Source organism: Vibrio sp. V23_P3S9T160 (genome assembly GCF_963886625.1).
In the GTDB taxonomy this organism is placed as follows: Bacteria; Pseudomonadota; Gammaproteobacteria; order Enterobacterales; family Vibrionaceae; genus Vibrio; species Vibrio anguillarum.
Map to the genome: position 1 here is coordinate 24,547 of NZ_CAWPDB010000106.1, position 13,556 is coordinate 38,102.

Annotated in this window: 14 protein-coding genes; 7 read left to right on the forward strand and 7 right to left on the reverse strand. The window is 45.9% G+C overall.

All coding sequences use genetic code 11. From position 1 onward, the window contains the following. Positions 1-84 precede the first annotated feature (84 nt). Positions 85-336 carry a YgjV family protein gene (locus AACU59_RS06075; RefSeq protein WP_013867916.1) on the forward strand — a complete coding sequence of 84 codons (252 nt, stop codon included), beginning with the start codon at positions 85-87 and terminating at the stop codon, positions 334-336. A 141-nt stretch (positions 337-477) separates the two neighbouring features. Here the strand turns inward: AACU59_RS06075 and glpK are convergent, their stop codons facing one another. Both glpK and AACU59_RS06085 read right to left on the reverse strand, forming a co-directional pair. Then, entirely contained in the window at positions 478-1,998 is a 1,521-nt protein-coding gene (gene glpK / locus AACU59_RS06080) for a glycerol kinase GlpK (protein ID WP_094145106.1), read from the reverse strand. A gap of 52 nt (positions 1,999-2,050) precedes the next feature. After that, on the reverse strand, positions 2,051-2,905 hold the full coding sequence (locus tag AACU59_RS06085; protein ID WP_010319894.1) for an MIP/aquaporin family protein: 855 nt from the start codon (positions 2,903-2,905) through the stop codon (positions 2,051-2,053). A gap of 548 nt (positions 2,906-3,453) precedes the next feature. On the opposite strand from AACU59_RS06085, the gene glpA reads away from it, so the two are divergent. The 3 genes from glpA to glpC are packed head-to-tail and all read left to right on the forward strand — an operon-like array spanning position 3,454 to position 7,636. Next, entirely contained in the window at positions 3,454-5,103 is a 1,650-nt protein-coding gene (gene glpA / locus AACU59_RS06090; RefSeq protein WP_094144554.1) for an anaerobic glycerol-3-phosphate dehydrogenase subunit A, read from the forward strand. Next, positions 5,100-6,413 (forward strand): glycerol-3-phosphate dehydrogenase subunit GlpB, encoded by a 1,314-nt coding sequence (gene glpB, locus AACU59_RS06095; RefSeq protein WP_047689653.1) that lies wholly within the window; start codon positions 5,100-5,102, stop codon positions 6,411-6,413. The genes glpA and glpB overlap by 4 nt, the downstream gene beginning before the upstream one ends. Next, positions 6,410-7,636 (forward strand): anaerobic glycerol-3-phosphate dehydrogenase subunit GlpC, encoded by a 1,227-nt coding sequence (gene glpC, locus AACU59_RS06100; RefSeq protein WP_013867920.1) that lies wholly within the window; start codon positions 6,410-6,412, stop codon positions 7,634-7,636. Before glpB ends, glpC begins: the two co-directional genes overlap by 4 nt. Before the next feature lie 89 nt (positions 7,637-7,725). Here the strand turns inward: glpC and AACU59_RS06105 are convergent, their stop codons facing one another. Continuing rightward, positions 7,726-8,817, reverse strand: coding sequence for a ketoacyl-ACP synthase III (locus AACU59_RS06105; RefSeq protein ID WP_094144555.1), 1,092 nt, complete (start codon positions 8,815-8,817; stop codon positions 7,726-7,728). A gap of 189 nt (positions 8,818-9,006) precedes the next feature. On the opposite strand from AACU59_RS06105, the gene trxC reads away from it, so the two are divergent. Next, entirely contained in the window at positions 9,007-9,441 is a 435-nt protein-coding gene (gene trxC / locus AACU59_RS06110; RefSeq protein ID WP_094144556.1) for a thioredoxin TrxC, read from the forward strand. Positions 9,442-9,634: 193 nt separating this feature from the next. Further along, positions 9,635-10,795: an MFS transporter gene (locus AACU59_RS06115; RefSeq protein ID WP_094144557.1), complete on the forward strand. Its 1,161-nt coding sequence runs from the start codon at positions 9,635-9,637 to the stop codon at positions 10,793-10,795. A gap of 16 nt (positions 10,796-10,811) precedes the next feature. On the opposite strand, the gene AACU59_RS06120 is transcribed toward AACU59_RS06115, so the two are convergent. Next, on the reverse strand, positions 10,812-11,216 hold the full coding sequence (locus AACU59_RS06120; RefSeq protein ID WP_202598861.1) for a nitrous oxide-stimulated promoter family protein: 405 nt from the start codon (positions 11,214-11,216) through the stop codon (positions 10,812-10,814). A gap of 96 nt (positions 11,217-11,312) precedes the next feature. On the opposite strand from AACU59_RS06120, the gene AACU59_RS06125 reads away from it, so the two are divergent. Then, positions 11,313-11,513, forward strand: a complete 201-nt coding sequence (locus AACU59_RS06125; protein ID WP_010319684.1) for a DUF2986 domain-containing protein — start codon at positions 11,313-11,315, stop codon at positions 11,511-11,513. Here the strand turns inward: AACU59_RS06125 and AACU59_RS06130 are convergent. The 3 genes from AACU59_RS06130 to AACU59_RS06140 all read right to left on the reverse strand — a co-directional run. Next, positions 11,502-11,975 carry a LabA-like NYN domain-containing protein gene (locus AACU59_RS06130; RefSeq protein ID WP_094144559.1) on the reverse strand — a complete coding sequence of 158 codons (474 nt, stop codon included), beginning with the start codon at positions 11,973-11,975 and terminating at the stop codon, positions 11,502-11,504. The genes AACU59_RS06125 and AACU59_RS06130 overlap by 12 nt on opposite strands. Positions 11,976-12,038: 63 nt before the next feature. Continuing rightward, positions 12,039-12,794 (reverse strand): uroporphyrinogen-III C-methyltransferase, encoded by a 756-nt coding sequence (cobA, locus tag AACU59_RS06135; protein WP_094144560.1) that lies wholly within the window; start codon positions 12,792-12,794, stop codon positions 12,039-12,041. 68 nt (positions 12,795-12,862) lie between these two features. Beyond that, positions 12,863-13,556, reverse strand: a 694-nt coding sequence (locus AACU59_RS06140; RefSeq protein WP_237666620.1) for a formate/nitrite transporter family protein, incomplete at its 5' end; no start/stop codon positions are given.

The following is a 13,556-nucleotide window of genomic DNA, read 5'->3' on the forward strand; positions in this document are numbered from 1 at the left end:
TTCGAGGCACGGAGCTTCCTCACTTATCTCACGGCGAGAAGATTGGTACCGACATCGTTCGGCATATATTAAGAGGGTCAAATTATGGAAATGAATGTGGTTGAAATTTTGGGCTATGCAGCTTCGATCATGGTGGCAATCTCGCTGACAATGAAAGATATCGTTAAACTGCGTATTCTTAACTTTGTTGGTTGTGCACTGTTTACCGCTTACGGACTCATGATTGATTCATGGCCTGTAGTGCTCACCAACGGTTTTATCGCCTGCGTAAACATCTACTTTTTAGCAAAGATGCAACGAGAAAAAAAAACGGCTGACGCCAAAAGCGCTGCATGATAAACCCAAAATAATAAAAATTGACGTGTAAAAAAATGCTCTGCCACGATGACAGAGCATTTTTTATCGATAAATCAGAGAGCAAAAGCATAAATAGCCAAGCAAAAAGCCTCTAGCAGGGGGAGGCCATAAGGCTAAGTATTACTCTTCGTCATCGTGCATAGTTGCCCAAGCTTGAGCACATTTCACCGCACGTTTCCAACCTTTATAGCGACGATCGCGCTTCTCTTCATCTTGATGAGGAACGAATGTTTTATCGATCACGGCTTTATCAGCAAGCTCATCCAAGCTTCCCCAAAAGCCAACCGCAAGACCAGCTAAATAGGCTGCCCCTAGCGCGGTCACTTCCGTCACTTTAGGACGGTGTACTTCGGTATCAAGCACATCTGATTGGAATTGCATTAAGAAATTATTGGCTACCGCGCCACCGTCTACGCGTAACGCAGACAGTTTGATGCCAGAATCAGCTTGCATTGCATCAAGTACATCACGTGTTTGGTAAGCGACACTTTCCAAGGTCGCACGAATAATATGGTTCGAATTCACGCCACGCGTTAAACCAACAATCGTACCACGGGCATAAGCATCCCAATACGGCGCGCCTAAACCAGTAAACGCTGGCACAACATAAACGCCGTTGGCCGTATCAACTTTCGTAGCGAAATATTCTGAGTCATGCGCATCTGAAATCAGTTTCAATTCATCACGCAACCATTGAATCGATGCACCTCCCATAAAGACTGCACCTTCAAGCGCGTAGTGAGGTTCACCAGCAGGGCCACAAGCTAGAGTTGTTAGCAAGCCATTATGTGAGGTGACTTTCTCTTTACCTGTGTTCATCAATAAGAAACAGCCAGTGCCGTAAGTATTTTTTGCTTGGCCCGCCTCAACACACATCTGCCCATAAAGCGCAGCTTGCTGGTCACCCGCAATTCCAGCAATAGGAATACGTGTCCCGCCTTTACCACCAATGTTGGTTTGGCCGTAAACTTCGGAAGATTTCTTCACTTCAGGCATCATAGACAAAGGAATATCAAACTCTTTTAGGATTTTCTCATCCCAATGCAAGCTGTTGATATTGAAAAGCATAGTGCGAGATGCATTGGTATAATCCGTAACGTGAACACGGCCTTGTGTCATGTTCCAAACGAGCCACGAGTCAATTGTACCAAACAGCAGTTTTCCAGCCTCGGCGTCTTCACGAGCCCCTTCGACATTATCCAAAATCCATTTGATTTTGGTGCCCGAGAAGTAAGGGTCAAGCACTAGGCCTGTATTCTCGCGAATGTACTCTTCTAGCCCTGGGCGTGCTTTCAATTCTTCACAAATGGATGCGGTACGTCGACATTGCCATACAATCGCATTGTAGACTGGTTTACCCGTTTCTTTGTTCCACACCACCGTAGTTTCACGTTGGTTGGTAATACCAATCGCCGCAATTTCATCACTGCGAATACCAGCTTTGCCAAGTGCTTCTACTAATGTCGAACTTTGCGTCGCATAAATTTCCAGTGGATCATGTTCAACCCAGCCAGCTTGAGGGTAGATCTGGGTAAATTCACGCTGAGAAACACTGACAATGTTAGCATCATGATCTAACACTACAGCACGTGAGCTTGTTGTTCCTTGGTCAAGGGCAACAATATATTTCTGCTCAGTCATGGTCTTTTCCTTATCTTTCACGTTAATCGTTTTATGAAGTGTTATCGTTATTTTAGACGTGAGCTTGCTCACTTTCTTCTACGTCATCACACTGGTTTGGAATGGTGCAGCCTACGCCGACAGTGGGTAAGTACGCGCCAATAAATTTAGGGTAAGCCCATGCCCCAAAACAGGCACCAGCAATAGGGGCAATGATAGGTACGATGAAGTATGGGATATCTTTTGCACCTGTTAGTGCGTAGTCCCAGCCAGCCAAGTAGGCAAACAATTTAGGGCCAAAATCACGCGCAGGGTTCATTGCAAAGCCAGTCAATGGGCCAAGTGAACCACCGATAACCGCAATCAGAATACCAATCAGCAATGGGTTCATTGCATTGCGATGTGCGCCGTTATTTTCATCACCTAGTGCCAAAATAGCGAACATTAATACTGCTGTGATGACAAATTCGACCGCCAATGCACCAACAAATGATAATGAAGCATTAGGGTAGGTAGAAAAAATACCCGCTGTGGCTAACGCTTCTTGACTGCTACGTACAAAATTGTGTGCGATTTCATAATCAGTAAAAAGGTTGCTGTACAAGCCGTAAACCAGAGCAGCAGAGCAAAATGCACCGAGCATTTGCGCCGCAATATAGGGAAGTACTTTTGCTTTGTTGAAGCCGTGGAAGGCGGCCAGTGCAATGGTCACCGCCGGATTAATGTGAGCTCCAGAAACACCCGCAGTGCAATAGATGGCAATTGCCACACCTAAGCCCCACATGATGCTGATTTCCCACTGACCAAATTGTGCGCCAGTAAGAACTAAGGCAGCAACACAGCCTACACCGAAAAAAATCAGCAATCCGGTGCCGATAAACTCCGCGATACACTCTCCGAGAAGAGTATGTTGTTTTGTTCGAGTCATAGTAAGTGTCCTTGTTTATTTTTTGTGTACACAATGTTTGTGTGTGGCAAATTTTGCACATTTTTCTTCCCACGAAAATTAAAAAACAGCATTTATGAGCGTTCGAACACAATTTTGTTACTTGCAATATCGTTTTTTGTTAATTAACTCATTATTTTGATCTTCTACTCATTAACGCAGAGCTTAACAAATGATAGGAAACTAAGGGTGTCTCTATAAACAACGACATAATCAAGAAACAACGACATAATCAAGTGTAATAACGGATAGAGATATGATTTCATACTGCTAAGAGAGGCATGATGATGAAGTCATCGGATCAGCTCGTAAGCGCATTTGTTCTCTAAAATCCACTTCAGTTGTTAAATTAACCCAACCTAAATTGTTAAACCGTTCATCATTTTGATATGAAATAACATACAAAGATGAAATTACCGCCAAAATGAAACACAATTTCGCTCATTCGCGCTTTTGTGAGCAACATATCGAACATTTTCTATTGAAAATGCCACACTAAATATAAGTTTTTCATCGAATAAGGTTTCACCATGACCACAACCACACGATTTGAAACCGATGTTGTTATCATTGGTGGCGGAGCAACCGGTACTGGGATCATGCGCGACTGCGCACTGCGTGGCATTGCGTGTATTTTGCTAGAAAAGGATGATATTGCTTCTGGTACCACCGGGCGAAATCACGGTTTATTACACTCAGGGGCACGTTACGCAGTTACCGATCCTGAATCGGCCAAAGAGTGCATCCAAGAGAATCAAATTTTAAAAAATATCGCCAGACATTGTGTAGAGAAAACCGACGGCCTGTTCATTACTCTGCCTGAAGACGATCTTGCTTTTCAGAGCACGTTTATCGACGCGTGCGCTCAAGCTGGGATCACAACCGAGCCTCTTTCTGCCAAAGAAGCACTGCGTTTAGAGCCTCACGTTAACCCAAACCTTGTTGGCGCGATCAAAGTACCCGATGGCACACTCGATCCTTTTCGTTTATGCGCTTCCAATGTGCTAGACGCCAAAGAGCATGGTGCGCGGATCATGAACAAAACCATTGTGACGTCGCTGATCCGCCAAGGTGACACAGTATTAGGCGTGCACTGTTTACAGCTCAACACTCATCAACAATATGAGATTTTCGCCAAAGAAGTGATTAACGCAGCTGGAATATGGGGACAAAACATCTGTGAATACGCCGATCTCAACATCAAAATGTTCCCCGCGAAAGGCTCATTGTTGATCCTTGATTATCGTATCAACAACCTTGTGATCAACCGCTGTCGCAAGCCTTCTGATGCCGATATTCTTGTCCCTGGTGATACCATTTCACTGATCGGTACTACCTCTGAACACATTGACTACGACCAAATTGACAACCTGCACGTGACTGAAAAAGAGGTCGATATACTACTGGCCGAAGGCGCGAAACTGGCCCCCATCATGGCGAATACTCGTGTATTACGCGCTTATGCGGGTGTGCGTCCATTGGTCTCTATTAATGATGATGGCAGCGGCCGAAACATCAGTCGCGGCATCGTATTACTTGACCACGAACAACGCGATGGATTGAAAGGCCTCACCACGATTACAGGCGGTAAATTAATGACTTACCGCCTAATGGCAGAATGGGCGACCGATTTAGTCGCTAAAAAACTGGGCAATAATACTCCTTGCGAAACTCATACTCGCGCCCTACCCGGCTCCAACGAAACTCCAAAACAGGTCAAAAAAACCGCCAGCATTGCCAAACCCGTCTATGAATCGGCTATTTATCGCCATGGTGAGCGCGCACAAAATTTCTTATCTGATGATGCAAAGAGCCAAGCGGTTATTTGTGAATGTGAAATGGTGACCGCGGGCGAAATTGAATACGCAATTAAACAACTCGATGTAAATAACTTGGTCGATTTACGTCGCCGCACTCGTTTAGGTATGGGGCCGTGCCAAGGAGAGCTTTGCAGCTATCGCGCCGCCAGCTTATTTCAAGAATATGGTCACGTTTCGGGAAACCAATCGAGCCAACTGTTGGTTGAGTTTTTAGAAGAGCGCTGGAAAGGCATTAAACCGATTTTCTGGGGAGATGCACTGCGCGAGGCTGAATTCAGTTACTGGATTTACGAAGGCTTGTTCGGAGCCAATGACATTCCAACGCAACACAAGCAAAATGAAAGTGAGGAGACGTTATGATGAAATACGACGTCACAATTATCGGTGGTGGAATTGCAGGTTACAGTGCTGGTCTCCGCTGCTTACAAGCGGGTCTAAAAACTGCACTGATCAGTCAAGGCCAAAGTGCTCTGCATTTTTCATCCGGTTCCATCGATGTTCTGGGTAAACTGCCTAGCGGCGAAGCGGTTGAATCCCCTTTGCTCGCCATGGAAGCATTACGTCAACAAGCCCCGAATCACCCTTACAGTAAAATTGGCGCTGACACTATTTCGCAAGGGTTAATGTGGTTTCAAAAAACGCTGCAGCAGCGCGGCATGCCGCTGACACACCAAGCGGATAATAGTAACCACTATCGCATTACTCCGATGGGGACACTGAAAGCCACTTGGTTATCACAACCTTATGTTTATCAACATAAAACGAATGCTGATTTCAAGCGTATTGTGCTGCTCGCCATCGATGGTTATCGAGATTTTCAACCACATATGCTGCAAGATAACTTACGCGCTCTACCTGCATTTTCGGCTATCCCAAGTGAGATCATCAATATCACGATTCCGGGTTTCGAAGCACTTCGCCATAATCCCAACGAACTGCGATCCATCGATATTGCTCGTTTGCTCAAACAACCACATGCATGGCGCAGTTTTTGTGATCAACTGATCCGTCATGCCACTGTGCAAGATCTAGTGATCCTACCTGCCATCATGGGCAATGGTGATGGGTTAACCTTACTGAACAAACTCAAATTGGAAACCAACTTGCAGTTGCATGAAGTCCCGACCATGCCGCCATCATTAATGGGCATCCGCATTGAAGAGACACTCAGCCGAGCTTTTTTAACTATGGGTGGTACTCATTTAAAAGGCGATAAAGTCATCAGTGGTGAATTTGATGGTAACCGTTTGACCGCCATTCATACTCAAAATCTCAATGATATGCCGATTCAAGCTGACCATTTCGTGATGGCTACAGGGAGCTATTTCAGCCAAGGTTTACAGGCTTCTCATCACGGTATTAGCGAACCCGTGTTCCAATTAGAGACGGAGAGCTGTCATGATCGCGCTCTATGGCGAAATCATGCCTTTTTCTCAGCAAACTCTCACCCTTTCATGACCTTTGGTGTGCTGACCAACACGTCACTGAACCCAACTCATCAAGGTAATATCATTACCAATTTATACTGCTGTGGTTCGATGCTCGCGGGTTATGATCCTGTCTTTGAAGGCAGCGGTGGAGGCGTTGCTATTGCCAGCGCTTACCACGCTACCTCTCAAATTATGGCTCAAACTCAATCTCGACCAGCCATTCAGGAGGTATTAGCATGAGCACCTCTTTTGTTGAAGCCGCACCCAAAAATACCTCTTTTGATCAATGCATCAAATGCACTGTTTGTACCGTTTATTGCCCGGTTGCTAAAGCAAACCCACTCTATCCGGGGCCAAAACAGTGCGGACCGGATGGCGAACGCTTGAGGATTAAAAGCGCAGAGTATTATGACGACCTACTCAAGCTCTGCACCAACTGCAAACGGTGTGAAACCGCCTGTCCTTCCGGAGTGAAAATTGGCGATATCATTGCTGTGGCGCGTGGCAAACATGGCAAAAAAACGCTAAGTCCAAAGCTGGTGCGTGATTACGTGCTGAGCCATACCGATCTTTTTGGCACGATCGCCACACCATTTGCACCGATTGTGAACGCTGCTACGGCTATGCCGATGGTAAAAAAACTGATGCACAAAACCATTGGTGTGCACGATCATAAATCACTTCCCAAATACTCACACGGCACGTTTCGTCGTTGGTTTAAGCAGAACTGCACACGCCAACCCCTGTATAACCGGCAAGTGACCTATTTCCACGGCTGCTACGTTAACTATAACCACCCGCAGTTAGGTAAAGATTTTGTCTCTGTGATGAATGCGATGAATATCGGCGTACGGTTACTGGATAACGAGAAATGCTGTGGTGTACCGCTGATTGCCAATGGTTTTCACGATAAAGCACGTAAAAATGCGCTATTGAATGTGAAAAATATCGAAGCCGCGGTAGTTGATCGTCAAACGACGCTCCTCTCCACCTCATCAACGTGTTCGTTTACCTTACAACAAGAATACCCTCATGTTTTAGGGGTTGATAATAGTAAGGTGGTCAAACAAATCGAGTACGTCACGCGCTTTCTACTCAAAGAGTTCATGAGCGGTAATGCGCCTAAAATGAAACCCGTTAACTTGAAAGTGGTTTACCACACCCCTTGCCACCTTGAACGCAGCGGTAATGTCATTTTTACCATTGAATTATTAAAAATGATCCCAGGATTGGAGTTAGTGGTCTTAGACAGCGAATGCTGCGGCTTAGCGGGAACCTACGGTTTTAAAGAAGAGAACTATGACGTTTCAATGAAAATTGGCGCGCACCTGTTTGATGCAATCAAAACATCGCAAGCTGACTATGCGATTACCGATTGTGAAACCTGTAAATGGCAAATTGAAGAAAATACCGCGTTAGAAACCATTCATCCAATTAGCCTGCTCGCCATGGCGATTGCCTAGTTTATACACCTAGCATTGAGAGTAAAACAGGCCACATTGTGGCCTGTTCTCATACTGCTTGTACTGTGTGAACATTCGTTTTCTAAGCGTTATTTAGATAGCGGGCGCTGCTGGCAGTGCTCAATTGCATTGGCCAATAATTCTAACGCACTGGACTGAGACTCTGGTAACTGCGCTTGGCTACGGCTAATCGCGGTAACACGCTCGCCCCATTTGATGTGCCCAGCCCCCCAAGTTAAGCCCGCCCCGAAAGCAGCCACCAGCAGGTTATCATTCGGTTTGATTTTCCCTTGTTCTACCGCTTCACACAATGCAATAGGTACGGTCGCGGCAGACGTATTACCATAGTGTTGAATGTTAACGAATGCTTTATCTTGGCTAATACCTGATAAGTCACACAAGGTTTGAATGATGCGAATATTCGCTTGATGCGGGATCACCACATCAACTTGCTCGGTTGAAAGACCAGAGCGCGCCAACACAGTTTGCGCCGCTGCGCCCATGCCTCGAACCGCACGTTTAAAAATCTCTTTCCCAACAAAATCAAAATCCCAATACCCATTGTCAGCGGCAAAACGATCCATCGATGAGCCAAATCTAGGCACCGCCAAAATATCACGCCCTTCTGCATCACAACCGATTTGTGCATCTTGCAAACCCACTACTTTATCGGTTTTACTCAAGACAACAGCACCAGCACCGTCACCAAATAACACGGCGGTATCACGTTTGGTCCAATCAATGTAAAAAGAGAGACGCTCAGCACCCACCACTAACGCATGGCGGTAATAGCTTGCTTGCATTAAACGCGTCGCCGTTTCTAATCCATAAACAAAACCGGTACAGGCTGCATTTAAGTCAAAAGCGGCTGCATTTTTAATCCCAAGATTCTGCTGCACTTTCGAGGCAATATTTGGGATAAGAGAATCTGGCGAACAGGTTGCGATGATGATGAGATCAATCTCAGTTGCATCAATCCCAGCACAAGCGATGGCGTGTTGGGCGGCCACCGTAGCTAAATCCGAGGTATTCACATGGCTAATGCGGCGCTGTTCAATCCCGGTGCGAGTTTTAATCCACTCATCGGAAGTTTCAATAAAGGTGCTAAGATCATGGTTTGAGAGCGTTGCAGGTGGTAGGCATTTACCCCAACCTGTAATTTCGGCATAGAATTTTGTCATTGTTAACCTGTTTTTGTTGTATTTTCTAATGCAATCCAAAGACCTAAAATTAAAAACTCATCGTATGAAAGAGAAATGAGACTCAAAAGGTCCTTTTGATGTCAGTCAGTATACGCGCTTTTGCTCCTACGTTAAGTCTAGTGCGTTAAATGCGACTGGAGCAAAACACAAAAATAAAGAGAGGAAACCATGTCAACATTCAATACTCGTTGCCCTTCGTGTCACGCAATGAACCGAGTTCCGATAGAACGAGTAACAGAAAGCCCGAATTGCGGTAAATGCCAAGCTCCCCTATTTGATGGAGCGCCCATTGAAGGAACGGAAGCCAATTTCGAAGCACTGCTTAATAGTCACCAACCCGTTGTCGTCGATTTCTGGGCACCTTGGTGTAATCCGTGTGTGGGTTTTGCTCCTGTATTCAGTGATGCTGCGACGGAACGAAAAGGAAACATTCGCTTTATAAAAATTGATACTGAAAGTGAACAAAGCCTCGCCACAAAATTTCAAATTCGCAGCATTCCAACCATTATGGTGTTTAAAAATGGTCAACGAGTCGATATGATCAATGGCGCTTTACCAAAAAGTCAATTTGATCAATGGTTAAACCAAGCCATATTGAAATAGCCAATCATTATAACCAACAATAAAGTTGGCATTTTTTATCGATTTATGCCAACTTTACTGCTCATTGCTCTTGCTTTATTTTCGATTAATAAAATTAATCGTTAAGAACATAATTTTTCGTTTTACCTTTCTCAATATCAGCTCCATATTCGCCGCAAAATATCCCATCAATTCTGGTTTTGAGGCAAAGTCAATGGACAACATCACTGTGAACGCGTCTTCACCTCGCATTTCCGTTCCGGTCATTGCGCTATCGCTTTATGCGATTGCCTCAGGCTATTTAATGAGCCTGATCCCATTGATGTTGCCGCACTACGGGCTTGAGAGCTCATTGGCAAGCTGGCTTGCCAGTGCCTTTTACGCTGGCTTATTGATCGGCGCATTAGTCGTTGAACCTGTTGTCAACCGCGTTGGCCACCGAAACGCTTTTGTATGGTGCTTAGCGCTGCTCATGTTAACCATTTTTGCATTACCTGCTCTGCACTATGCCAGTGCTTGGTTAGTGGCACGTTTTGTTGCTGGTATTGCGGTGGCGGGTGTCTTTGTTGTCGTCGAGTCTTGGCTATTACACGGTGATGAAAAAGGCCGAGCAAAACGCCTTGGTATTTATATGGCGGCGCTTTACGGCGGTACGGCATTGGGCCAATTAGGGATTGGTTATTTAGGCGTATCAGGCGGCGTGCCTTTCATTGCCATCATTACCTTGCTATTAATCGCCAGTGTGGTGCTGATTTATGGTGAGTCTGACCAACCGTCAACGCAGCATGCCGTCAGCCTATCACTGAAACAGGTACTCAAACTAAACCATGCCGCCTTGCTCGGTTGCGGAGTTTCAGGGCTCACTTTGGGGGCTATCTACGGTCTAATGCCTGTTGAATTGGAACAACGTGGTATCAGCCACACCGATATTGGCAGCTTAATGGCGCTTGTGGTTTTAGGTGGCATGGCGGTGCAACCTATGGTGCCTTGGCTATCAAAGTTTTTGGGCCGAACACTATTAATGGCACTGTTTTGCTTGATTGGCTCTGCGGCGATTACCATAACCTTGTTCGATTCAACGATGATGATATTAGCTGCCAGCTTGTTTTTCTTAGGCATGGCGACGTTTGCCCTGTACCCAATCGCCATCAACTTAGGTTGTGATAAGCTCGATGCCAATTACATTGTCTCAGCGACACAAGTTATGCTGTTTAGCTACAGTATCGGCTCTGTGGTTGGCCCAATGATCGCTGATTGGTTTATGCAAAGATCGCAAGGCTTAATGGGCTATCTCTTTATTGCTTTACTGGCGACTTGTATTTATATGTTGGCTTCAAGCCTCAAAACCAAACGCCAGTGGGTGGCGGGGAAATAAGTCGCAGCAAAGCGGATCATATTTTATCGCAAGGCGCACGGTTCAATCGTTGATGGCGATTTGATGCATGCGCCTTTGGTTTTTCTGGTAGTGCACGTTTTTCATGCCGTAGATGGCGGATCGCCAATATAGGGTGAGAGAGCAACATTCTTGGCCCTGCATAACGCATCACCAATCTCATTTGTTCTTTCGGCTCAGGCTTATAGCAATGAATTGGGCAACGGTTACAGGTGGGTTTATGTTGGCCATAAGGACAGCGATCTAAGCGTACTTGCGCATATTCCAACAAGGTTTTGCAACACGTACAGAGTCCAGATTGACAGCGATGATGGCGCTGACAATAAATGTTCACCATCGCCTCTACGGTGCGAAACTCACTGAGCAGCTCTCCCGTTAAAAGATCGCTATTCATTTTTTCCATTGCCAATAACTCCCATTGAGATCGCAGATAAAAACAAGTATCCTGCGCCACCTTGTTCCTCACGTACCCAGACTTTGTGTCAAAGAGCAGACGACTATGAACCGCAAAAAGAAAATTAACCAAACACTGCAAAAGCATCTTAAAAAGAAGCATGCCAAGCTGCACGGCAGCAATAAGCCTCGTTATATTTCAAAAGCTGAACGTGAAAAATTAGACGCAGAGCAAGCCGCTTCAACCAGCACGGTAGATACTCAACATAGTGAGATTGTGCCTGCTGAAGGTGAGCTACAACAGTAAGTCTTGCTCGATTGGAACAAACTGGCTGGCGACATCAATAAGGCTTTGAGCCGTCAGCCTTGGTACTCCGTACACTTCTACTTTTTTGTTAAAACGCTGTTTAATCCGTTCGACCAATAGCTCTAAATCACCATCTCCTGATACCAGAACAATCACATCCGCTTGCTCTGCCAGCTCAATCGCATCGAGAGTAATACCGACATCCCAATCTCCTTTTGCACTACCATCACGACGCTGAATGAAGGGCTTAAGCTGAACCTCAAAACCAATACCGCGCAAAATATGGTGGAACTGGCGCTGCTTAGGATCTTGGCTAGCAATCGCATAGGCATTGGCTTTAATCACCTCTCGCCCTTGAGTGGCTACATACCAAAATTGGTTGTAATCAAAATGCTGGCGGTACTTCTCTTTACAGGTGTAATAGACGTTTTGAACGTCGACAAGAATGGCAACTTTTTCCATGAGCTCTCTTCTCAAATAGAAACGAAAACAGCGGCTTGTTCGCCGCTGCTTTACAAATTGCGCTTAGTATACGCCAAACCACTTCAATTTGTCGTGCAAGCGAGTCACACTGCCGACCACAATCAAGGCTGGGCTTTGTGCTTGTTGCGCTAAAAGGGGTAAATCGTCAAGCGAGCCCGTCAATACTCTCTGTTTATCTGTAGTGCCGCGTTCGATAATCGCGCAAGGCGTTTCTGCGCTCAGGCCAGCATCCAACAAGTTTCGTGTGATGTTCGGGCACTGCTTTAACCCCATATAAAAAACCAAGGTTTGATTGTCTTGCGCTAAACATCGCCAATTGATCGCTTTACCTTCTTTTTGTAAGTGACCCGTAATGAACTGCACACTTTGTGCGTGATCACGGTGCGTCAGCGGAATCCCCGCGTAAGCCGTGCAGCCTGCCGCCGCCGTGATCCCCGGAACCACTTCATAAGCGATATGATGTTCAGCCAGCGTTTCGAGCTCTTCACCACCTCGGCCAAAAATAAAGGAATCACCGCCTTTCAAACGGACAACTTTTTTACCTTGTTTGGCTTTATCGACCAGAATTTGGTTGATCTGATCTTGCGGCACACAATGAAAATCCAACTGTTTGCCAACGTAGATCATCTCCGCGCTGCTTGGCGCAAGATCTAAAATCGCTTGCGAAACTAAACGATCATACACCACCACTTGCGCTTGGCTGATCACGCGTAGCCCCTTAACCGTCAGTAGATCAGGATCGCCCGGCCCTGCGCCCACTAAAGAGACAAAACCGCAACTCGTTACACTGCTTACCATGATTACTCTCTACCTTATCGACAAAAGGATATCGTCATTAAGCGAGGCTAAACCTCGCTTAACAATGGTTAGCCAAGGTTACGTTGTGGCAAGGTTTTACCGTGAGTCATGTAAAGGCTTAACCCGGTAAATAACAAGCCGCCCACTAAGTTACCCAATGTGGCCGGAATTTGGTTCCACACCAACCAATCGACGATGGTGAATTTAGCGCCCAACATCATGCCAAGTGGGAACAGATACATGTTCACTACAGCGTGTTCAAAAACCAAACCGAAGAAAATAAAAATAGGTAGCCACATCGCGACCACTTTGCCGCTCACTGTAGTTGATGTCATGGCACCGACAACACCTAGACACACCATCCAGTTACATAAGATGCCTTTCACAAATACGGTGACCCAGCCATTAACACCGTGTTCGGCAAAGCCAAGTGTGCGAGCAGTAGACGCTTTGATAAACGCTTGCCCAACAGCGCTCGGCTCGATACTGAAATTCATGGTGAAGGTTAACGCCACTAAAAAGGCGACGGCAACGGCACCGATTAAGTTACCTAGCCCAACCAAGCCCCAATTCCGTAGAACGCCCGCTTTGGTTACTCCGGCGCGTTTTTCAAACAAAGCTAAAGGCGCTAAAGCAAAAACACCCGTTAATAAATCAAAGCCCATTAGGTTCAAAATACAAAACCCCACAGGGAATACCAGAGCGCCAACAATAGGTACTCCGGTTTGCACAGCCGCAGTAATGGCCACAGCGACGGCGATA

What these genes read in the sequence shown, in the direction of transcription:
- AACU59_RS06075 (WP_013867916.1), top strand. Translation starts at nt 85, where the DNA reads ATGGAAATGAATGTGGTTGAAATTTTGGGCTATGCAGCTTCGATCATG.
- glpK (WP_094145106.1), bottom strand. Translation starts at nt 1,998, where the DNA reads ATGACTGAGCAGAAATATATTGTTGCCCTTGACCAAGGAACAACAAGC.
- AACU59_RS06085 (WP_010319894.1), bottom strand. Translation starts at nt 2,905, where the DNA reads ATGACTCGAACAAAACAACATACTCTTCTCGGAGAGTGTATCGCGGAG.
- glpA (WP_094144554.1), top strand. Translation starts at nt 3,454, where the DNA reads ATGACCACAACCACACGATTTGAAACCGATGTTGTTATCATTGGTGGC.
- glpB (WP_047689653.1), top strand. Translation starts at nt 5,100, where the DNA reads ATGATGAAATACGACGTCACAATTATCGGTGGTGGAATTGCAGGTTAC.
- glpC (WP_013867920.1), top strand. Translation starts at nt 6,410, where the DNA reads ATGAGCACCTCTTTTGTTGAAGCCGCACCCAAAAATACCTCTTTTGAT.
- AACU59_RS06105 (WP_094144555.1), bottom strand. Translation starts at nt 8,817, where the DNA reads ATGACAAAATTCTATGCCGAAATTACAGGTTGGGGTAAATGCCTACCA.
- trxC (WP_094144556.1), top strand. Translation starts at nt 9,007, where the DNA reads ATGTCAACATTCAATACTCGTTGCCCTTCGTGTCACGCAATGAACCGA.
- AACU59_RS06115 (WP_094144557.1), top strand. Translation starts at nt 9,635, where the DNA reads ATGGACAACATCACTGTGAACGCGTCTTCACCTCGCATTTCCGTTCCG.
- AACU59_RS06120 (WP_202598861.1), bottom strand. Translation starts at nt 11,216, where the DNA reads ATGGAAAAAATGAATAGCGATCTTTTAACGGGAGAGCTGCTCAGTGAG.
- AACU59_RS06125 (WP_010319684.1), top strand. Translation starts at nt 11,313, where the DNA reads ATGAACCGCAAAAAGAAAATTAACCAAACACTGCAAAAGCATCTTAAA.
- AACU59_RS06130 (WP_094144559.1), bottom strand. Translation starts at nt 11,975, where the DNA reads ATGGAAAAAGTTGCCATTCTTGTCGACGTTCAAAACGTCTATTACACC.
- cobA (WP_094144560.1), bottom strand. Translation starts at nt 12,794, where the DNA reads ATGGTAAGCAGTGTAACGAGTTGCGGTTTTGTCTCTTTAGTGGGCGCA.